Raw genomic sequence first — 23594 nt, forward strand, 5'->3', positions numbered from 1 at the left:
CGCCTCAGATCTTCTGCTGGCCGCCGGGCCCGCTGACCTTGACGGTGATCTTCTGAATCTCGGTGCGGCCGCCCTGGTACTTGACCTCGATGGTCAGGACATCGTCGCCAAGGAATTCGGGCGGCGCCTTGTAGAAGGCGACATAGGCGGGCACCTCGAGCGCCAGACAGGCCTTGTAATTGGTGGCCTTGGCCTTCGCTGACTTCACCACAACCTTCCCGGCGGTGGGTGGACTGACCAGGCGGATGGTCGGCAATGGCCCCGACGTGCAGTCGGGCAATACATTTAGGTAGATGCCGATTTGGGTGTCCCGGTTGGCCAGCGCCCGATACTGGCGTTCGACCGTGGTCTCGGAGGGGACCGGTTGTTGGGGGGCCTGCGCGGCCGCCGCACCGAAACAGCCGCAAATCAAAATGGCGGCGCACGCCTGAAGAATCACACGCATCGACCGCTCCAAATCGCCGATCGGGACGAACAGGGCCGGGCAAATACTGCCTTGCGACCAAGTAAATCGGGCTAAGCCGTTGTTCTTGCAGCCTCGACCTGTCCGATCTTTACCACACTTCCACGGAAAGCATTGATTAACCAAATACATTCCTTGACCGGGGGGAGGGTTAACAATAGCCTAAAACTAAATTTTTCTACAATTTTTCCTCTAATCGCATTTTGCGGAGTTGATAATGCAGGGTTCGTTTCAGGTCGCTCAGGCTACCGGCACCGGCAATTCCACCAATTCGGCTCCCGTACGAATTTACAAGCTGACGAAGCCGCTGACCGATCAGGCAGTGGTCGTCAATCTCGGATACGACCAGAAGGTGAAGGTCGACTTCTCGTCGATCGCCAACGAAAAGATCACGCTGGTTCACATCGGCGAAAAGCTGATCATCCTGTTCGACAACCAGTCGACCGTCACGGTTGAGCCGTTCTTCGACTCCCGCACGGACGGGCAGCACAACATCACCATCGAAATGGCGCCGGGGCGCGACGTCTCGGTGCAGGAATTTGCAAGCCTGTTTCCGATCGGCACGGATGGCTCCGTGTTGCCGGCAGCCGACAATGGCGGCAACTCGAACGGCAACGCGCAGGCGAGCGGTGCGAACTTCAGCCCGTTCGCGGTTGATCCGCTCGCCCCTGTCGGCACCAACGCGCTGGCGGGGAACGAAGAACTGCCGGGCTTCACGGACAACGCGCCGACCGGCTTCGTGCTCAACGGGATCTCTCCGGCTCCGACGATTTCATTGGGCACTGCGCCGGACCTGGCGGTCGATGAGAGCTTCCTGACTGTTGCGACCAACGGCGTCGCCGGTTCCGGACTGGGGCCCGCAGGGTCGACCGTGGCGACGGGGCTGATGCCGTTCTCGATCTCCGTGCCCGGCGGCGAGAAATCGCTGACCTTCGCGCTGTCGGTCAGTGCGCAAGGCGTCGATTCCGGCTTGATCGATTCGCAGACCGGCAACCACGTGTTCCTGTTCCTGGAGAACGGGCAGGTCGTCGGCAGGGAAGGAGGCCAGAACGGCCTCGCTGACTTCACGATCTCCGTGGACGCAACCGGCCATATCACGCTCACCGATCTGCGCGCGATGCACGAGGGCGTCGGCGAGGCGGGCGGCGACATCAACGAAGGCGTGCATCTGCCTGCCGGGATGGTGACGCTGACGGCGACGGTGACGGATCTCTTCAACCAGACGGGCACCGCGACTGCCGATGTCGGTCCGCATCTGACGTTCCTGGACGATGGTCCGCTCAATCCGACGGTGACGCTGTCTGGAGTAAATCCGGGAGAACTGCTGACATTCGACGGCGGCTTGGCCGGCGGTAACTTCACCGGTACGCAGGATGTGCACGACACCAATGCGTCGGCGACGGTCGCGACGGAGAACTTCTCCGGTGCGTTCACGTTCGGCAATTTGAACGCTGCCGGTGCCGACGGCGGTACAACGGCGATCAGCTACACGCTTGGCCTGCACGCTGGCGTGGTCGACGGCAGCGCCAGCGGACTCACGCATGCCGGCAGCACGATCTTCGTGTACGACGTTGGCGGTGTGATCACCGGTTCGACGTCGGCCACCGCAGGCGGCATCAACGCCGGCAACACGGTGTTCACGCTGAGCGTCGGCCTCACCACCGGCATCGTGACGCTGACCCAGTTCGAGTCGATCGATCACTCGCAGACGGATACCTACAACGGCTCGTACATCAACGACATCAAGTCGCTGGCTGCGAACCTTATCGATCTGAAGGCCAGTGCCGTTACCACCGACAACGATGGCGATACCTCCGCCACGATCTCGGCCGTGCTCGATCTGGGCGGCAACGTTCAATTCGGCGACGACGGTCCGAAGGTGCCGACGGTTACGCTCTCGGGATTGAAAACTGGAGAACTGCTGACGTTTGACGGTGGCCTCGCCGGCGGCAACTTCACCGGCACGCAGGATGTGCACGACACCAATGCGTCGGCGACGGTCGCGACCGAGGACTTCTCGACCGCGTTCACCATCGGCAACACCAACCTCTACGGCGCCGACGGCGCCGGTGCGACCACGATCGACTACACGCTGGGCTTCCACGCCGGCGTGGCCGACGGCGTCGACAGCGGGCTGACCCATGCCGGCAGCACGATCTACCTGTACGATGTCGGCGGCGCCATCACCGGCTCGACCTCGACGACCGCAGGCGGCATCAACGCCGGCAACACCGCGTTCACGCTCAGCGTCGACCTCACCACCGGTATCGTGACGCTGACGCAACTGGAGTCGATCGACCACTCGCAGACCGACACCTACAACGGCTCGTATATCAGCGACATCAAGCAGATCGCGGCGAACCTGATCGATCTGACGGCGAGCGCGTTCACCACCGACAGCGAAGGCGACAAGACGGTCACGGCCTCGGCGTCGGTCGACGTCGGCCACCAGATCCAGTTCGGCGATGACGGCCCGCAGACCCCGACCGTGACGCTGGCGGCGTTCACGGCGCCGGTGCTGCTGACGTTCGACGGCGGCCTGGCCGGCGGCAACTTCACCGGCACCCAGGACTCGCACGACACCAACGCGTCGGCGACAATCGCGACCGAAGACTTCTCCGGCGCGTTCACCATCGGCAATACCAGCCTCTATGGCGCCGACGGCGCCGGTGCGACCACGATCAACTACACGCTGGGCTTCCACGCCGGCGTCGCTGACGGCGTCGACAGCGGGCTGACCCATGCCGGCAGCACGATCTACCTGTACGACGTCGGCGGCGTGATCACCGGCTCGACCTCGACGACCGCAGGCGGCATCAACGCCGGCAACACCGCGTTCACGCTCAGCGTCGACCTCACCACCGGTATCGTGACGCTGACGCAACTGGAGTCGATCGACCACTCGCAGACCGACACCTACAACGGCTCGTATCTCAGCGACATCAAGCAGATCGCGGCGAACCTGATCGATCTGACGGCGAGCGCGTTCACCACCGACAGTGAAGGCGACAAGACGGTCACGGCCTCGGCGTCGGTCGACGTCGGCCACCAGATCGAGTTCGGCGATGACGGCCCGCAGACCCCGACCGTGACGCTGGCGGCGTTCACGGCGCCGGTGCTGCTGACGTTCGACGGTGGCCTGGCCGGCGGCAATTTCACCGGCACGCAGGATGTGCACGACACCAACGCGTCGGCGACAATCGCGACCGAAGACTTCTCCGGCGCGTTCACCATCGGCAATACCAACCTCTATGGCGCCGACGGCGCCGGTGCGACCACGATCAACTACACGCTGGGCTTCCACGCCGGCGTCGCTGACGGCGTCGACAGCGGGCTGACCCATGGCGGCAGCACGATCTACCTGTACGACGTCGGCGGCGTGATCACCGGTTCGACCTCGACGACCGCAGGCGGCATCAACGCCGGCAACACCGCGTTCACGCTCAGCGTCGACCTCACCACCGGCATTGTGACGCTGACCCAGCTGGAGTCGATCGACCACTCGCAGACTGACACCTACAGCGGCTCGTACATCAACGACATCAAGCAGATCGCGGCCAACCTGATCGATCTGACGGCAAGCGCGTTCACCACCGACAGCGAAGGCGACAAGACGGTCACGGCCTCGGCCTCGGTCGACGTCGGTCATCAGATCGAGTTCGGCGACGACGGCCCGCAGACCCCGACCGTGACGCTGGCGGCGTTCAGGGCGCCGGTGCTGCTGACGTTCGACGGCGGTTTGCCCGGCGGCAACTTCGTCGGTACCCAGGATGTGCACGACACCAATGCGTCGGCGACGGTCGCGACCGAAGACTTCTCCGGTGCGTTCACCATCGGCAACACCAACCTCTATGGCGCTGACGGAGCCGGTGCGACCACGATCAACTACACGCTGGGCTTCCACACCGGCGTCGCCGACGGCGTCGACAGCGGGCTGACCCATGGCGGCAGCACGATCTACCTGTACGACGTCGGCGGTGTCATCACCGGTTCGACCTCGACGACCGCGGGCGGCATCAACGCCGGCAACACCGCGTTCACGCTCAGCGTCGACCTCACCACCGGTATCGTGACGCTGACCCAGCTGGAGTCGATCGACCACTCGCAGACCGACATCTACAACGGCGCCTACATCAACGACGTCAAGCAGCTTGCTGCCAACCTGATCGATCTGACCGCGAGCGCGTTCACCACCGACAGCGAAGGCGACAAGACGGTCACGGCTTCGGCCTCGGTCGACGTCGGCCACCAGATCCAGTTCGGCGATGACGGCCCGCAGGCCCCGACTGTGACGCCGGGAGCGTTCAACGCACCGGTGCTGCTGACGTTCGACGGCGGCCTGGCCGGTGGCAACTTCACCGGTACCCAGGACTCGCACGACACCAACGCATCGGCGACGATCGCGACCGAGGACTTCTCCGGCGCGTTCACGGTCGGCAACACCAGTCTGTACGGAGCGGATGGTCCAGGATCCACGACCATCAGTTACACGCTCGCACTGCACACCGGCGTCGCCGATGGTAGTGCCAGCGGGCTGACCCATGCCGGCAGCACGATCTACCTGTACGACGTCGGCGGCGTCATCACCGGTTCGACCTCGACGACCGCAGGCGGCATCAACGCCGGCAACACGGTGTTCACGCTGAGCGTCGGCCTCACCACCGGCATCGTGACGCTGACGCAGCTGGAGTCGATCGACCACTCGCAGACCGACACCTACAGCGGCTCGTATATCAATGACGTCAAGCAGATCGCGGCCAACCTGATCGACCTGACGGCGAGCGGGTTCGTCACCGACAGCGAAGGCGACAAGTCGGTCACGGCGACGGCCACGATCGACGTCGGTCACCAGATCGAGTTCGGCGATGACGGCCCGCAGACCCCGACCGTGACGCTGGCGGCGTTCACGGCGCCGGTGCTGCTGACGTTCGACGGCGGCCTCGCCGGCGGCAACTTCACCGGCACGCAGGATGCGCACGACACCAATGCGTCGGCGACGGTCGCGACCGAAGACTTCTCCGGCGCGTTCACCATCGGCAACACCAACCTCTACGGCGCCGACGGCGCCGGTGCGACCACGATCAGCTACACGCTGGGCTTCCACACCGGCGTGGCCGACGGCGTCGACAGCGGGCTGACCCATGCCGGCAGCACGATCTACCTGTACGACGTCGGCGGTGTCATCACCGGCTCGACCTCGACGACCGCGGGCGGCATCAACGCCGGCAACACCGCGTTCACGCTGAGCGTCGGCCTCACCACCGGCATCGTGACGCTGACGCAGCTGGAGTCGATCGACCACTCGCAGACCGACACCTACAGCGGCTCGTACATCAACGACATCAAGCAGATCGCGGCCAACCTGGTCGATCTGACCGCGAGCGCATTCACCACCGACAGCGAAGGCGACAAGACGGTCACGGCTTCGGCCTCGGTCGACGTCGGTCATCAGATCGAGTTCGGCGATGACGGCCCGCAGACCCCGACCGTGACGCTGGCGGCGTTCAGGGCGCCGGTGCTGCTGACGTTCGACGGCGGCCTGGCCGGTGGCAACTTCACCGGTACGCAGGATGCGCACGACACCAATGCGTCGGCGACGATCGCGACCGAGGACTTCTCCGGTGCGTTCACCATCGGCAACACCAACCTCTATGGCGCTGACGGCGCCGGTGCGACCACGATCAACTACACGCTGGGCTTCCACACCGGCGTCGCCGACGGCGTTAGCAGCGGCCTCACCCATGCCGGCAGCACGATCTACCTGTACGACGTCGGCGGCGTCATCACCGGTTCGACCTCGACGACCGCGGGCGGCATCAACGCTGGCAACACCGCGTTCACGCTGAGCGTCGGCCTGACCACCGGCATCGTGACGCTGACCCAGCTGGAGTCGATCGACCACTCGCAGACCGACACCTACAGCGGCTCCTACATCAACGACATCAAGCAGATCGCGGCCAACCTGATCGATCTGACCGCGAGCGCGTTCACCACCGACAGCGAAGGCGACAAGACGGTCACGGCTTCGGCCTCGGTCGACGTCGGTCATCAGATCGAGTTCGGCGACGACGGCCCGCAGACCCCGACCGTGACGCTGGCGGCGTTCACGGCGCCGGTGCTGCTGACGTTCGACGGCGGCCTGGCCGGCGGCAACTTCACCGGTGCCCAGGACTCGCACGACACCAACGCGTCGGCGACGATCGCGACCGAAGACTTCTCCGGCGCGTTCACCATCGGCAATACCAACCTCTATGGCGCTGACGGAGCCGGTGCGACCACGATCAACTACACGCTGGGCTTCCACACCGGCGTCGCCGACGGCGTTAGCAGCGGCCTGACCCATGCCGGCAGCACGATCTACCTGTACGACGTCGGCGGCGTCATCACCGGTTCGACCTCGACGACCGCAGGCGGCATCAACGCTGGCAACACCGCGTTCACGCTGAGCGTCGGCCTGACCACCGGCATCGTGACGCTGACCCAGTTCGAGTCGATCGACCACTCGCAGACCGACACCTACAGCGGCTCCTACATCAACGACGTCAAGCAGCTTGCCGCCAACCTGATCGACCTGACCGCAAGCGCGTTCACCACCGACAGCGAAGGCGACAAGACGGTCACGGCTTCGGCCTCGGTCGACGTCGGTCACCAGATCTCGTTCGGCGATGACGGTCCGCAGACCCCGACCGTGACGCTGGCGGCGTTCACGGCGCCGGTGCTGCTGACGTTCGACGGCGGCCTGGCCGGCGGCAACTTCACCGGCCCCCAGGACTCGCACGACACCAATGCGTCGGCGACGATCGCGACCGAGAACTTCTCCGGCGCGTTCACCATCGGCAATACCAACCTCTACGGCGCTGATGGGGCCGGCGCGACCACGATCAACTACACGCTCGGCCTGCATAGCGGCGTGGCCAATGGCAGCCCCAGCGGGCTGACCCATGCCGGCAGTACGATCTACCTGTATCTCGACAGCGTGACCGGCATCGTGACCGGCTCGACCTCGGCCACGCAGGCCGGCATCAATGCCGGCAACACCGCGTTCACGCTAAGCGTCGGCCTCACCACCGGCATCGTGACGCTGACGCAACTGGAGTCGATCGATCATTCGCAGACTGACACCTACAGCGGCTCCTACATCAACGATATCAAGCAGCTTGCGGCCAACCTGATCGACCTGACCGCAAGTGCGTTCACGACGGATCATGAAGGCGACAAGACGGTCACGGCCTCGGCCTCGATCGATGTCGGCCACCAGATCTCGTTCGGCGACGACGGTCCGCAGACCCCGACCGTGACGCTGGCGGCGTTCACGGCGCCGGTGCTGCTGACGTTCGACGGCGGCCTGGCCGGTGGCAACTTCACCGGTACCCAGGACTCGCACGACACCAATGCGTCGGCGACGATCGCGACCGAGAATTTCTCCGGCGCGTTCACCATCGGCAATACCAACCTCTATGGTGCTGACGGGGCCGGCGCGACCACGATCAACTACACGCTCGGCCTGCATAGCGGCGTGGCCAATGGCAGCCCCAGCGGGCTGACCCATGCCGGCAGCACGATCTACCTGTATCTCGACAGTGTGACCGGCATCGTGACCGGCTCGACCTCGGCCACGCAGGCCGGCATCAATGCCGGCAACACCGCGTTCACGCTGAGCGTCGGCCTGACCACCGGCATCGTGACGCTGACGCAGTTGGAGTCGATCGACCACTCGCAGACCGACACCTACAGCGGCTCCTACATCAACGACGTCAAGCAGCTTGCCGCCAACCTGATCGACCTGACCGCAAGTGCGTTCACGACGGATCATGAAGGCGACAAGACGGTCACGGCCTCGGCCTCGATCGATGTCGGCCACCAGATCTCGTTCGGTGACGACGGTCCGCAGACCCCGACCGTGACGCTGGCGGCGTTCACGGCGCCGGTGCTGCTGACGTTCGACGGCGGCCTGGCCGGCGGCAACTTCGTCGGTACGCAGGATTCGCACGACACCAATCCGTCGGCGACGATCGCGACCGAGAACTTCTCCGGCGCGTTCACCATCGGCAATACCAACCTCTATGGTGCTGACGGGGCCGGCGCGACCACGATCAACTACACGCTCGGCCTGCATAGCGGCGTGGCCAACGGCAGCCCCAGCGGGCTGACCCATGCCGGCAGCACGATCTACCTGTATCTCGACAGCGTGACCGGCATCGTGACCGGCTCGACCTCGGCCACCCAGGCCGGCATCAATGCCGGCAACACCGCGTTCACGCTGAGCGTCGGCCTGACCACCGGCATCGTGACGCTGACGCAGTTCGAGTCGATCGACCACTCGCAGACCGACACCTACAGCGGCTCCTACATCAACGACGTCAAGCAGCTTGCGGCCAACCTGATCGACCTGAAGGCAAGCGCGTTCACCACCGACAGCGAAGGCGACAAGACGGTCACGGCCTCGGCCTCGATCGACGTCGGTCACCAGATCTCGTTCGGTGACGACGGTCCGAAGGCGCCGACGCTGACGGTGAGTGCGGCAACGGTGGGCGTCGACGAGACGCCTGGCGTCCAAACGGTCGGTGGCGCAAGCGACGTTCTTGGCTCGACCGCGATTACGTTCAATGGCGCTGCGGCGACGGTTGCCGGTCTGTTCGCGACCGTCGCGAACGCGGGCACCGATACCGACGTATCGTCCGCGGTGCTGGACAACGGTGCGCTCAGCTTCGCTTCCACGGGGGCCGCCAGCATCCTGACGGCATCCGGCGGCAGCTACGGTGCGGATGGCGCGGGGACGACGGTCTATGCCCTGTCGGTGCTCAATGCTGCGTCCGGTCTGACCCTGACGGATGGTACGGCGATCACGCTGTCCCTGGATGCCAGCGGCCGGATCATCGGTACGGTCGGCGCTGATGCCGCCAACCCCAGCCTGACCGGCAAGGTGGCGTTTGCGATCGCCATCGATCCGGCGACCGGTCAGCTTTATGTGGCGGAATACCTGTCGCTGCATCAGAACGACACGACCAACCCCAACGACGTTCTCACGATGGCGGCTGGCAAGGTCGGCGCGACGGTTACGGTGACCGACTCCGATGGCGATCATGCGACTTCGTCCGCGGACATCGGCACACACATCAGCTTCCTCGACGACGGCCCGACCCTCGGCGCATTCGTCAACGGGACGCTGCCGAACGACATCGGCTCGGTGCACGGTACCTTCGCCGTCAACTTCGGCGCCGATGGTTTCGGCGGGTTCACGCTCACCGGTCCGACCATTGCGGGCATCGCCTACTCGACGGTCACGTTGACCGATGCCAGTGGTCACGCGATCGGCACGGAGCTGATCGGGTCGGCCGGCGCGACCCAGGTGTTCGATCTGAAGGTGTTCGAGGACGGCACTTACACGTTCGACCTGCTGCATCCGCAGGCGGCGACGACCGTCACCGACAGTTTGCTGGGTCTGACCAGCGGACACGTTCCGTGGGTCGAACTTGCTGACGGCAGCATCGAATTTTCCTCTCCGGGTGATATCAACTCCTCAACGCAAGGCTTTGGCGTCGGGAACAACTTCCTCAATGGCGGGGAAACGTTCACGATGGAGTTTCATGTGCCGGGGACAGGAGTTGGAACCAACGACCTCCCAAATTCGAACCCTCAGTTTGTGGATTTCGTCAACTTCAGCGTCAATTCCGGCAACGTGGGCGACACCGTGTCGTGGACCGCGACGGACACGGTTCATAACATCACGCAATCCGGCACGGCGTCGCTGGATGCGACTGGACATCTGCTGATCGATCCAACGATCTCATTCAATTTGCTGCAGGTTACGGGAGTCGGAAACGAGAGCATTCGCCTGACAGCAGCGGAGATCGGAAAGACGGTTCTGCCATCGGACCAAAACCTCTCGTTCGGGATCGTGGCGACCGATGGCGATGGCGATCACACGACGTCGTCGACGCTGGGCATCCATGTCGTCGCCGGCGACTCCAGCGGTAACTTCACGCTGACGGGCGGCGCGACCGCCGACGTCATCGCAACGAGCTCGCACACCGATACGGTGGTTGGCGGCGGAGGCACGGACATCGTCGACTATCGGGACGATACGACCGGCGTCACGGTCAACCTGCAGACCGGTACCGGTACTGGTGGCAGCGCCCAGGGTGATACCTACAGCAGCATCGAGGGCATTCTCGGCGGCAGCGGCAACGATACCCTGACCGGCCTCGCCGCCGGCGGCAATTATCTCGACGGTGGTGCCGGCAACGACACCCTGAACGGCGGCGCCGGCAACGACACCTTCGTCCTGCAGTTGAACGGCGGCGGACACGACACCATCAACAACTTCAACGCGCTGTCCGACCAGATCTTCGTCAACCTCGGCGACAATCTGTCGATCGGCCAGGCATCCACGGTTGCCGCCGCCAACTTCCATACCGGCGACGAGACCAACGCTGCGACCTGGAATGGCGGTACCGGGAAGGAGTTCGTGTTCAACGCCGCAACACAAGAACTGTGGTATTCGGCCAACGGTACCGGCACCGACAAGGTGGACCTTGCGCACGTCAGCACCGGCGTGCCGGCCGCAACAAACGTTCACGTCTACTGATCGGCGCTACGAATTCTGCAAACCCCGTCGAGTTTTCGACGGGGTTTGTTTTTGCTTGCGCGCTGCTACATGAGCACGGGCAGAAAACCGGGGAGCGGCCCTGCCGCCTCGAACTGCTCCGCGCCGGTCCATTCGGCCTCCGCCACATTCGCTGCGGCGGGCGCCGCGTCGAGCTCGTCGCCGAGCGGCAGCCGCTTGGCGTAGGGCGCCGCAAACAGCTGCACGCCGCGTTCGTTGATCGCAAACATCGGCGTGAAGTTGGCGAGTTCGCCGTCGTCGATCAGCTCGGAGCGGCGGCTGTCCAGGATCAGCCAATGGCCATCCAGCCGCGCCGCCAGCACGGCATGATCCTGGCGGATGGCGCGATCGCGGCCCAGCACCAGGCGCAGCTCCTCGCGCGGGAAGCCGGCTTCGCTGAGCGCGATGTACTTCGCGATCGCGTAGTCTTCGCAATCGCCCTTGCCGGTGGCAAAGGTGGCGAGCGGCGCCGTCCAGCGGTCGGCCTCGCCGAACTGGGCGAAGTCGCTGACATAGCGGACCGCCTGGTTGACGCCGCGGTTGGCTTCATCCAGTCGCTCGCGTCCGGATTTGGCCTTGACCGCGCCGATCAGCCGCAGGAATTGCGCGGCATTGGGCGGACAGCCCGCCGCATTCTCGCGGCACTGCTCGAGGACGGTGTGCTCCCTGGCGAGATCGGCTTCAAGACCACGCCATTTGCGCCACAGGCCGTTCTCCGGCGCGCGAAAGGTGAACAGGCCGAACGGCTCGGTGCCCTCGGGCAGCAGCGGCTTTGCCGCCGGCATTGCATCGGTCGCCGTATTGGGCGGCGTCAGCGCGGCGGTGCGGATGGCGTTCGGTCCACGGCCGCGCTGCCGATCGAGCTTGGCGAGGACGTCGGTGATGGTGAAGAAGGTGGCCGGCGGGCGATTCGACGCGGCATCCGAAGCCGGCGCAAGCTCGCCGGCGGGAGTGCCGAAAGAGAGCTCGTCCGCGGCAAACGCGGACGGCGTACCACAAAGACTTATTGAAAATGCAGCCACGGCCATGACGGCCGACGAAGCGAACTTCAGCGACTTCATATGACGTCCCCAATGCCGGGGACCGTCAACGTCTGTGCGTCGATCTGCGTCCCCGCTGTTATCGGGACGCAGACTGGCGCCTTGGCCGCTTAAGGCGGGTTAAGTGGAGGGGCGCGCCGACTGGATTGTCGAGAAGGCGGTCAATCCAGGGTTTGCCGGTTCGTTCGAAATTGAACGACCTGAAGTCATGATCGATTAACCACCGATACCGTGTTCCCGATCAGCGCTCGCGCAGGGCCTCGTCACGCAGCAGGCGGGCGGGCTTCACGATGTAGTCCAGCACGGACTTCTCGCCGGTCAGGATTTCGACCGTGGTGACCATGCCGGGAATGATCGGCAGCGGATGCTGCTCGGTGCCGAGATGGTTCTTATCGGTGCGCACCATCACCCGATAGAAGGTTTCCTGGCGCTCGGTCTTCTCCGCCTTGTCGTCGACGATGGTGTCGGCGCTGATGCGTTCGACCTTGCCCTTGAGCGATCCATAGACCGAGGAATCGTAAGCGCTGATCTTGACCACCGCATCCTGGTCGGGGCGGATGAAGGCGATGTCCTGCGGACGGATCCGCCCCTCCACCAGCAGCGTGTCGTCCAGCGGCACGATGTCCATCAGATTGGCGCCGGGCTGCACCACGGCACCGATGGTGCTGATGTTCAATTTATTGACGATGCCGTGGACCGGCGCCTTCAGATCGGTGCGGCGCACCCGGTCCTGGGCGGATTTGATGTTCTCGTCGAGCACGGCGAGGTCAGCACGCGATTTGGCCAGATCCTCGTCGGCCTGCGAACGGAACGACGCGGTGATGTTGGCGATCTTCGATTGCGCCTCGGCCAGCTGTCCCTTCATCTCGGTAGCCTGCCGGTCGAGCCGCAGCATCTCGATCTCGGGCACCACCTTCTGATCATACAGCTTGCGCGTCAGGGTCTGCTCACGTTCCAGCAGCTTCAGCGAGCCGGAGAGGCGGGTGACCTGCTGGTTGAGGACGTCGATGTCCTGCGCGACCTTCTGCCCGCGCATCTTGAACACGCTGGTCTCGGTCGCGACGGCTGCGGGAATGATCTTGTCGAGATCGTCCGGGAAGGTGATCTCGCTGCGTCCACGCGCCTCGGCGTCGAGGCGCGCCACCCGCGCCGCCATCGCGGCGCGGCGCTCGCGGATCTCGCCGAACTCGGAGGCGAATTTGGTATCGTCGATGCGCATCAGCGACTGGCCCTGCTGAACGATGTCGCCTTCGCGCACCAGGATGTCGCCGACGATGCCGCCTTCGAGCGATTGCACCACCTGCATCTGCCGCGACGGCACGACGCGGCCGCTGCCGCGTTTGACTTCGTCGAGCACGGCAAAATGCGCCCAGACCACAAACGTCGCCAGCAGCGCGCAGGACGTCCACAACAGCATGCGGGAGGTGCGGGGCGTGCGCAGCAGCGCCGCGGAGCGGATGTCGTTTGCAAAGGCAAAATCGGAAGACGCCATAATATTCGCTCGTTATGCAGATTTCGGCTGGATCGTATTCTCGGGCGCAGGCGCCGCAGCCGCGGGCTTGCCCTGGAGCAGGGCGAGCACCTTGTCGCGCGGGCCGTCGGCCACCAGGCGGCCGTTGTCGAACAGCAGCAGGCGATCGACCATGTTCAGCAATGACAGACGATGGGTCGAAATGATGATGGTCATGCGGTCGTCGCGCAGCCCCTTGAGCCGCTCGAGGAATTCCTGCTCGCTGCGAATGTCGAAGTGCGCGGTCGGCTCGTCGAGGAAGAGCACGCGCGGCTTGCGGATCAGGACGCGCGCCAGTCCGATCGCCTGCTTCTGGCCGCCCGACAGGCTGCGGCCGCCTTCCGAGATGGGCATGTCATAGCCCATCGGATGGCCGGCGATGAAGCTCTCGACGCCGGAGAGCCGCGCGGCAAGCAGGATCTCCTCGTCGGTCGCCTCCGGCTTGCCGAGCGCGATGTTGTCGCGCAGCTTGCCGTAGAACAGGTCGGTGTCCTGCATCGCAAAGCCGATGCCGGCGCGCAGGTCCGAGGGGTCGTATTGTCGCGAGTCGACGCCGTCGACCAGGATGCGGCCTTCCTTCGGCTCGTAGAATCCGAGCAGCAAGCGGCCGACCGTGGTCTTGCCTGATCCCACCCGCCCGATGATGCCGACCTTTTCTCCGCCCTCGATCTTGAAGCTGACTTTTTCGAGCGCGTTGCCCGGCGCGTTGGGGTAGGCGAACGACACGTTCTCGAAGGCGATCTTGCCGTCGTCGATCCGCCTTGCGACATAGGACCGGGTCGGCGAGCGTTCCCGCTCGATCGACATGATGCGGTCGATGGCCTTGAGCGCCGACAGCGTCTGCGTTCCCTTGGTGATCACGGAGGCGATGCCGGCGATCGGCGCCAGGATGCGGCCGGCGAGCATGTTTGAGGCGACCAGCGCGCCGACGCTCAGCTTGCCGTCGAGGATCAGGAAAATGCCGACGATGACCAGGAGCAGGCTGGTGATCTGCTGGGCGGTGGCCGCGCTGGTCAGCGACATCGACGACCAGAAGTGAACGTCCTCACCGGATCGGGCGGTCGCCGCGACCGAGCGTTCCCACAGGGTCTGCATCCGCGCTTCGGCGCCGGTCGCGCGGACGGTCTCGAGGCTAGACAGCGACTCGACGAGCACGCCGTGCCTGGCGGCGGATTCGGCCTGCAGCCGCTTCATCGCGCGATCGAGCGGGCGCTGCAGCAGGAAGCCGATCAGCATCACCAGCGGGAGCATGACCAGCGGGATCCAGGCCAGCGGCCCGGCGATGATGAACAGCACGCCGACGAACAGGATCGCGAACAGCAGGTCCGTCGCCGAAACCACGCTTCCGGATGTGAAGAATTCGCGCACCGAATCGAAGTCGCGGAGCTGGTTGGCGATGATGCCGACGGAGGTCGGCCGCTGCGCCATCTTCACCGACATCACGTGCTCGAAGATGTTGGCGGCGAGCACGACGTCGATGGTCTTGCCGGTCACGTCGATCATACGGCTGCGGACCATGCGGAAGATGAAATCGAAGACGATGCCGAGCCCCATGCCGATCGACAGCGCGATCAGGGAGGGGATCGCCCCGTTGGGGATGACGCGGTCGTAGACGCTCATCGTGAACAGCGGCGTCGCCAGCGCGAGGATGTTGGTCAGGAAGGCGGCGATCGCAATGTGTCCGTAGCTGCGCCAGTGCGTCTTCACCACCGACCAGAACCAGTGGTTCTTGGGAATGTCTCCCGCGGCGACAGTGCGTGCGTCGGCCTGCGCGGCGCTTCGCACCAGGAACGCGTAGCCGGTATAGTCCGCGGCAAGCGAAGCGATGTCGGCGACGCGCGGGGCATTCGGCGTGGCCGGATCGACGATCTTGATCGTCTTGCCCGCCGCGTCCGTGCCGAGCAGGATCAGCGCAGAGCCGTTCTTCATGATCAGGACGGCCGGCAACACCAGAGCGGGAATGTTCGAAATGTCGCGCTTGATCGCCTCGGTCTCCAGACCCGCGCGCCTTGCCGCGCGATCGTAGAGCGAGACGGACAGCCGCCCGTCCGTGATCGGAAGGCCGCCGAGCAGCGCTTCGCGGCTGACGGCGCGGCCGTGATGCGCCGCGAGAAAAGTCAGCGATGCGGTGAGGGGATCGTCGCCCAATGCACGCGGCCGACTTGGCGCGGGAGGCTTCGAGGTTGAGTCATCCGGCGAAGGGCGAACGGCGTCAGCCGCCGCGCTGGGGGTTCGAAACAACAACTGAAACCTCGACAACCAAAATGGAAATGCAGAAATCACATTCGATGATTTCGGGCAGGCTACAACAAATGGCGAACAAAATCAGCGAAACTTGCTTTAAGTATTAATACGGGAATCGAAAGGGCCCCGTTTGGGGCCCTTTCGGAAGTCCTGATGGCGGCTCGCCGCTTCTATTGAGCGGAACTCGGGAAGGCCGACAGGAGCCAGTGCGGCTTTGTCGACGCATAGGAACTCGCATTCGCCGTGACCGACGGATCCGCGTAAATGACGTTCGGGCCGTCCGCAGCGCTCTTTTGCTGCTGCATCCATTCCGAGGAGCCGGGCACCGAAGCGGTCGTGGTCGAACCGCTGAACCGGTCAGCAAACCCGACATCCTTTGCCGGCTGGGCTGCCGCATAGCCCTCCTTGTAGCCCTTGGCGGGCCGGACCGAGGCGACGGGAGCCGGAGCGGTGACATGCAGCGGCTCGGAGCCCGTTTGCGGCAGGTTCACGCGAAGGGTGGGGAACGAATAGCGCGGCAAACCAATCGACAGCATGTCGGTGGGCGCCGCGTCGACCGGCGGCGGAGCTTTCAGATACTCGATCAGGGTCCCCATCGCGGCGAGCAGCTGGTAGTCGGCGAAAACGACGACGCTGCGAGCCGAGGTGAGTGAGACCGATGCGTTGAAGAACTGGTTCTGCGCGTTCAAGAGATCGATCAGCGAACGTTGACCGAGCTCGTACTCCTTCTGGAAGGCCGAGATGGTCTTGCGGTCGGCTTCGAGCTGCCGGGTCAGGGCCGCGATGCGCGTGGCCGTAATCGTACGGGCATTCCATGCCTTGTCGATCGACTCATAGGCGTCGCGCTGCAAGCGCGCGTGGCGCATGGTGGCCTCGGTATAGCGCTCAGCCTTCTCCGACCTGTTCCAGGCGTCCTGGCCGCCGCGGAAGATGTCCCAGGACATCACCACCTTGCCGCTGTAATCCTCATGGGTCACAGAGGGGTTTCCCGGCGCGGTTACGTACGGGAACGAGTTGTCGTAGTGGGTCGCGCGTCCCTCGAGATAGAATTTTGGGCCGAACGTGCCGTCGGTCGCCTTGAACGCATGCTTGGCGGCATCGGCGTCGGACTGGGCCGCCGCAATCGTCGAATTGAAGCGCAGCGTGGTCGCCAGCGCCTCGTCACGGCTGTGCGGCAATCCCGCGAGTGGGGCGGGGAAGCGAACATTGATCGGCTCGAGGCCGACCGTCTTGCGGTACTTCGCCCGTGCGTCATCGAGGCTGCGCTGGAATTCGGCGAGCGCGGCGCGCGCGGCCTCGACGCGCTCCCGCGCCTGCTCAAGGTCGCCTTCGCCGGCCCGGCCGCCGGAGAAGCGGGAATTCACGTTGGCGAAGATCTTCTCGTGATTGGCGACGTTCTGCTGGGCGAGGCTCACCAGCCGCATATAGCGCACGACGTCCATGTAGCCTTCGGCGGCGTCGAGGGCCAGCAACTCGGTTCGTTCCTTGACGCGCGAGGCCGCGGCATTCACCCGCGCGGTCTGACGCCAGACATCATAGATTGAGGAGAAGCCATCCCAGAGCAGTTGCCGTACAACTACGGATTCCTGGCTGCCGTTGCGCCACGGTCCGGATCCCGCTGTCGGCACTTGCAGAGAAGGGCTGATGAAGCCCGGCGACTGATCAAACTTTTCCGGCCCGTAGCTGGCGTCAACACGCACCTGAGGCAGCAGTGTGCTCTGAGTCTGTCTCAGTTCGCTTTCCGTAGCTCGCCGATTGGCGGAGGCTTCGCCCACGCCGGGGTTCGTCTGCATCGCCTGGCGCAAAGCATCGTTAATGGAAAAAACCTCGGCACGCGCTGACGCTGCCGCCAGGCAGAGGCACGCAATTACCGTGTATGCCGATTTCATAATCTCCGCCCCTACTCACAAAAATATTACGTAGAATCTGGCGAAGGCTAACAGCGGATGGTTCCGTAACCTATGACATTTCCGCCACACAGCGGCTCTAAGTAGGGGCGGGGCAATCGTGCGTCGGCGGCCGGAGAAATCGAGATTTTTATTAAAATCCAATGCTTTGGCTTCTGTTCCTTGGCCCCCGGGGATGGTGCCCGCCGGCAACACCGGCGATCGGAACCGGAAAGGTCAGTTAAGCTTGTCTTAACGTGCGCCTGGCTGCCGCCTACTGCTCACGACAGATCGCCAGGTAGGTCGCAACCAGGGGCGCGGCCTTGGCATCCGGGGAGGGCCCCGCCAATTGGCTCGTCAGTTTGTAGAGCGATTTGCTGGCAAAATAGAACCGGAAGATTTCGGCCGTGGACTCGTCCACGCGGGTCGCGAAGATTGATGCAGCGGTGCGGTGGGCAGCCGCAAAGACATAGGTGGTGAGTTTGGCTGCCTTGCCTTCCGTCGCCACGGAGGTCCCCCAGGTGACCGAGAAGGTTTCGCCGTCGATCACCACCGACGGCCGGACCGCATCCAGATCGTCCTCGATCCACTGCACGTCGCCGGCCTTGCCGGACGTACCCACCTCAACCCGTTTGCCTCGCGGCGTGTCACAGCTGAACTTTGAAGGCTGAGCTATCGCTGCGCCTGTCGTCACCAGCAACAACAAGACGCAGCCGACCGACCTCCACATTGGTTTTTCCTTCCACCGTTGCGTTGGTTGGAATCATAGGGGCCTCGGCCCAGCCAGCGCAACTCGGTGATGTACGGGCCCGGCTGCGTGCCCGCTGCCGGTCAATCTCAACCGGACGTTGGAAGGCGCATCGTCACTCCGGCGCGATTGGATGCGGTGGACGCTCGATCGATGACCTGAGGCTCTCGAGCTCGACGAATACGTCGGCGTGCCTGCGCAGCTCATCGGCGATCATCGGGGGCTTCGTTCGAATGCTGGAAACGACGGTGACGCGTACGCCCATCCGCCTGACGGCTTCGACAACGGCGCGCAGGTCCCCATCGCCAGAGAACAGGAAGGCATGGTCGATGCGGTGCGCGATTTCCAACGCGTCAACCGCGAGCTCGATGCCGATGCTGCGCTTGATGCGCCGCCGTCCATCGCCGTCCTCATGCTGCTTGGCCGCCTTTCTCCTGACCGCATAGCCGTTGTAGTCGAGCCAATCCACCAGCGGCCGCAGGCTGCTGAACTCGTCGTCGTCCCTCACGACCGTGTAGAAATAGGCACGGAGGATCTGCCCGTACTTGCCGAACTCCGTGAGTAGTCGACGGAAGTCGACTTCGAACCCGAGGTTCTTGACGGTGGTGTGGAGGTTCGCACCATCGATAAAAAGGGCAATGCGATCGGTCATTCAAATCCCCGTCACACCGGATCAGTCTCTGTACGCTTTGGTACTGAAAAGTGCTTGAGCGCATTGTGGGAGCACCCTAGACGAAATGATTAACCCTAGTGGGTTTTGCTCGGGAAGGAGAAGGATTTTCCCACAGCACAACGCGGATCGTGCGCGCATTGATAAGGCGGCGGCAAAAGCGACTCCGGCCAGCCATCGAAGCGTGGTTTTGGATGAGAGGTACTTCGCAAGGCCCAATGCGCCTTCGCCGGGGTTAGCAGGCATAACGCGAACGCCGCCCGCTGGAGGCGAGGAACGTCATGCCAGTGGACCGCAGTTCGGGCCCAAGCGCTGCCATAGAGGTCGGGAGCATTGTGCAATGCAACAGCCGGCGATGTAAGGTTACTATTGCGTTACCGACAGAAACACTTTTAAATTTCGACTGAGCGACCTAAGCGCAGTTTCGCCCGGCCGCGATTTCTTATTGCCGATTTTTCGCACATTCAATTTTCGTCGATACGAAGCGATTCGCCAAGTCAACGACGACGGTTTTCCGTCCTGATTGCGCAGACAGTTTGTTGGTTGCTGAAAGACGTGAAGCAAAGCGGCATGTCCACTCCGTCATCTCAATAGGTCTTCTTACGCTGGTCCTGAGCGAGCCGGTTACGAGCGACGCGTGCCTGATCCAGTGCAAGTATTGGAAGGATTTCAGTCATGTCAGTTTACAAGTACGACGCAAGCACCAATACGTACGTTCTCGTCGATGGCTCGACTCTCCTTGGTTCCGATCCTTCAATCGCCAATTTCTCGGTCGCGACAGATCTTGCCGATTACGCGCCAGGCTCGACAGCAAACTTTACTGCGAATGTCGGAATCGGCGACATCATCACCTTCAATGTGAGCGACACCCTTGGCAAGGCCATCTCCGGTACCAGCCAGCCCTGGACGGTGACCGATGGCGGGCCAGGGGATCTCGATGGGCTCGCGAACGGAGTGATCCAGACCACGTGGGCGGTGGGCCAGGATGCAGCCGGCGAATCGTTCGTACTCAGCGCGATGGATCAGACGACGGGCTACCTTGCGACGACGACATTCACGGATGCGCCGAACAACGGCACGACGCCGGCCATCCAGCTCGCAACGCCGAACCCGAGTCCCGCAGCCCTCGATCTGACGACAGCGGGCGCTCAGGGGACGGTCGGCGGTGCCATCTTCCAGGAAGTGACCGGCACAGGCACCGGCAGTGGCTCGGTTACGGCTTTCTTGCGCGTCAACGGCGCGCCGAATGACACCGACGGCTCGGCTACGACGGAAGAGGGGTTCAACACAGACTTCCGTACCCCGCCGAAAGCGCCGCTGGACGATATCGATAGCCTTACTTTCACGCACTCGCTAACGCTGAACCTTGTGCCGATCGTGACTGTCGGCGGCGTTCAGTATCGCGAATTCCGCCTCGATCTCGGTGAAGCAGGCAACGGCAGCAACGATCAGGCCTACCTCTCGCTGGATTCGCTCCAAGTTTACGTCGGTGGCGCAAGCCTCGCGACCGTCTCGACGATGGATCGACCGCTTCAACAGGACGGTACGGCATCAAGCGGCGTAGCTGGTGGCACCCTCGTGTACGATCTCGATGGGGGCGGCGATACATGGCTGGCGCTAAAGGACCTGAACGCAGGTAACGGACAGACCAATTACCGGGTGTTGATCCCGGACTCCTACTTCACCGCTGCAGGCGCCACCTCGACCTCCGATGTTTTGCTGTATTCCGCGTTCGGCTATCAAGGCACGGTCAACGGCATCAGCTACGTTCAGGACAGTACCTACGAAGAATGGAGCGTCTCGAAGGCATCGGCGACAATTACGGGATCCAAGCTGATCGACGCCGACGGCAACCTTCAGACCACGGGCGACGAGACGCCGCGTGCCGGCTGGACCATCTATATCGATGCAAACAATAACAACCAGCTGGACTCTGGCGAACTGTCGACGACAACGGACGCGAACGGACAATTTACGTTCACGAACCTCGCTGCAGGCACCTATACGGTTCGCGAAGTTCTCCCAGCGGGATGGACCCAACTCGCACCGCAGAGTCCCGATGAATTCACCGTGACCGTGGCCGCCGGCGGCACGCAATCAGGCCTGAACTTCATCAACTTCCAGCAGTTCTCGATCTCGGGCACCAAGTACACCGACGTCGACGGCCACGACAACCAGGCCGCGATCGGGTCTGACGACACGGTGCTGGCCGGAGTGACGATCAACCTGTACGACCACAACGGCGCCACCAACACCGACACGCTGATCACGAGCCAGCTGACCGGCGTGAACGGCAGCTACTCGTTCACCGGGCTCGGTCCGCTGGCGGCGGGCCACAGCTACTTCGTGCAGGAGACGCTGCCGGCCGGCGATACCGAGACCTATGGCGCGGCCGGCTATACGGTCGCTGCGACCAGCGGCAACACCACGACGGGCGAGAACTTCGCCAACTTCCAGCAGTTCTCGATCTCGGGCACCAAGTACACCGACGTCGACGGTCACGACAACCAGACCGCGATCGGGTCTGACGACACGGTGCTCGCCGGGGTGACGATCAACCTGTACGACCACAACGGCGCCACCAACACCGACACGCTGATCACGAGCCAGCTGACCGGCGTGAACGGCAGCTACTCGTTCACCGGGCTCGGTCCGCTGGCGGCGGGCCACAGCTACTTCGTGCAGGAGACGCTGCCGGCCGGCGATACCGAGACCTATGGCGCGGCCGGCTATACGGTCGCTGCGACCAGCGGCAACACCACGACGGGCGAGAACTTCGCCAACTTCCAGCAGTTCTCGATCTCGGGCACCAAGTACACCGACGTCGACGGCCACGACAACCAGGCCGCGATCGGGTCTGACGACACGGTGCTGGCCGGAGTGACGATCAACCTGTACGACCACAACGGCGCCACCAACACCGACACGCTGATCACGAGCCAGCTGACCGGCGTGAACGGCAGCTACTCGTTCACCGGGCTCGGTCCGCTGGCGGCGGGCCACAGCTACTTCGTGCAGGAGACGCTGCCGGCCGGCGATACCGAGACCTATGGCGCGGCCGGCTATACGGTCGCGGCGACCAGCGGTAACACCACGACGGGCGAGGACTTCGCCAACTTCCAGCAGTTCTCGATCTCGGGCACCAAGTACACCGACGTCGACGGTCACGACAACCAGACCGCGATCGGGTCTGACGACACGGTGCTCGCCGGGGTGACGATCAACCTGTACGACCACAACGGCGCCACCAACACCGACACGCTGATCACGAGCCAGCTGACCGGCGTGAACGGCAGCTACTCGTTCACCGGGCTCGGTCCGCTGGCGGCGGGCCACAGCTACTTCGTGCAGGAGACGCTGCCGGCCGGCGATACCGAGACCTATGGCGCGGCCGGCTATACGGTCGCGGCGACCAGCGGCAACACCACGACGGGCGAGAACTTCGCCAACTATCTGTTCAAGCCGGCCGCTACCTTGACCCAAGGCTACTGGGGCTCACATACCGCCGCTTGGGATGGAAATCCGGGCCTCGGAAAGACGACGAGTCCCTCTGACGTTGCGGCCGAGGCCAACTGGAACAAGACCCAGCTCATCATCGGAGATGACAACCATAATGGTATCGCCGACGACGCTTTCGACCTGTCGATCGATCTTAAGCTTGCGCAGTCCCTCGAGTCGTCCGCCAAGTTGGGCGATCCGCGAGGAATCATGCTGGCTCAGTTGATCGCGACGCAGCTCAACATCAACAACGACTGGAACAAGTATGGTGTTGCCGACCTCGAGCCGCAGAAGTTGGTCGACGAAGCGATTACCTGGCTGAAGGGCACCGGTGGCATTCTCGCCGACGGCGTACTTACGAATTCGGAGGCCACTGTCTCCAAGAACCAGGTGGTGCTCGGAGCCGGAGGCGCCGGCTGGAACGGAACTTGGGGATCGGACCACGCTGTCTCCCCCGCGGACGGCAGTGGGCCGTTCATGGTCAATGGCCAGGATATTGCGAACGCGTTGGGGTGGTTCAACCAGGGCCAGCTTGTGGTCTCGCAGAACGGTTCCCAAGTTGCCTGGAACAACAACGGCACGTTCGAGAACGTTCACGCCAATGACCTCGACAATTTCTGGCACACGTTGAGCCAGGAGCACCTGATCTGACGATAGTCGTCGGGCACCGTATGGTTGAATCGGTGCCCGCGCGTTGTGCGATTTCGGACGGGACGGCAGACAACGTCGGTATGCCGAAGGATGATGTGCGCCCAGGAAACTCCGCCGTAACGCGACGCAGGTTTCATGTTGCTGGCGAGATCGAAATCCGCTCCACCAAACCCGTCTGGACACTCCGTAGCTCTACGGGCGCTTTAACTCTTCGAACACGCGTTGCTTCCTTGAGCAGCGATGTCTGTGCTAAATATTACGTCAAATTATTCGAAAAT

9 protein-coding genes are annotated in these 23594 nt (G+C 63.6%); 2 read left to right on the plus strand and 7 right to left on the minus strand.

Annotated elements, in window-relative coordinates; all coding sequences use genetic code 11:
* Positions 1-4: 4 nt before the first annotated feature.
* Positions 5-445, minus strand: a complete 441-nt coding sequence (locus CK489_RS42340) for a hypothetical protein (RefSeq protein WP_245350488.1) — start codon at positions 443-445, stop codon at positions 5-7.
* 235 nt (positions 446-680) lie between these two features.
* Here CK489_RS42340 and CK489_RS23545 point away from each other — a divergent pair, with 235 nt between their 5' ends.
* Entirely contained in the window at positions 681-11051 is a 10371-nt protein-coding gene (locus CK489_RS23545; RefSeq protein ID WP_095733983.1) for a DUF5801 repeats-in-toxin domain-containing protein, read from the plus strand.
* A 65-nt stretch (positions 11052-11116) separates the two neighbouring features.
* On the opposite strand, the gene CK489_RS23550 is transcribed toward CK489_RS23545, so the two are convergent.
* From CK489_RS23550 to CK489_RS23580, 6 genes are all read right to left on the minus strand, one after another.
* Entirely contained in the window at positions 11117-12130 is a 1014-nt protein-coding gene (locus tag CK489_RS23550; RefSeq protein ID WP_095733984.1) for a transglutaminase-like cysteine peptidase, read from the minus strand.
* Positions 12131-12350: 220 nt separating this feature from the next.
* Positions 12351-13601 (minus strand): HlyD family type I secretion periplasmic adaptor subunit, encoded by a 1251-nt coding sequence (locus CK489_RS23555; RefSeq protein ID WP_095733985.1) that lies wholly within the window; start codon positions 13599-13601, stop codon positions 12351-12353.
* 12 nt (positions 13602-13613) lie between these two features.
* Positions 13614-15767 (minus strand): type I secretion system permease/ATPase, encoded by a 2154-nt coding sequence (locus CK489_RS23560; RefSeq protein ID WP_095733986.1) that lies wholly within the window; start codon positions 15765-15767, stop codon positions 13614-13616.
* Positions 15768-16033: 266 nt separating this feature from the next.
* A complete protein-coding gene (locus CK489_RS23570) occupies positions 16034-17752 on the minus strand; it encodes a TolC family outer membrane protein (protein ID WP_095733988.1) in 1719 nt (572 codons plus the stop codon).
* A gap of 271 nt (positions 17753-18023) precedes the next feature.
* The gene (locus CK489_RS23575; RefSeq protein ID WP_128089721.1) at positions 18024-18479 is read right to left on the minus strand and encodes a hypothetical protein; all 456 of its coding nucleotides are present in this window, start codon (positions 18477-18479) and stop codon (positions 18024-18026) included.
* 133 nt (positions 18480-18612) lie between these two features.
* The gene (locus CK489_RS23580) at positions 18613-19149 is read right to left on the minus strand and encodes a LabA-like NYN domain-containing protein (RefSeq protein ID WP_095733989.1); all 537 of its coding nucleotides are present in this window, start codon (positions 19147-19149) and stop codon (positions 18613-18615) included.
* Between the two features lie 693 nt (positions 19150-19842).
* Here CK489_RS23580 and CK489_RS23585 point away from each other — a divergent pair.
* Entirely contained in the window at positions 19843-23316 is a 3474-nt protein-coding gene (locus CK489_RS23585; protein WP_095733990.1) for a beta strand repeat-containing protein, read from the plus strand.
* The last annotated feature ends 278 nt before the right edge of the window (positions 23317-23594 follow it).

The sequence above is a fragment of the Bradyrhizobium sp. UFLA03-84 genome (assembly GCF_002289535.1).
GTDB lineage: Bacteria > Pseudomonadota > Alphaproteobacteria > Rhizobiales > Xanthobacteraceae > Bradyrhizobium > Bradyrhizobium viridifuturi.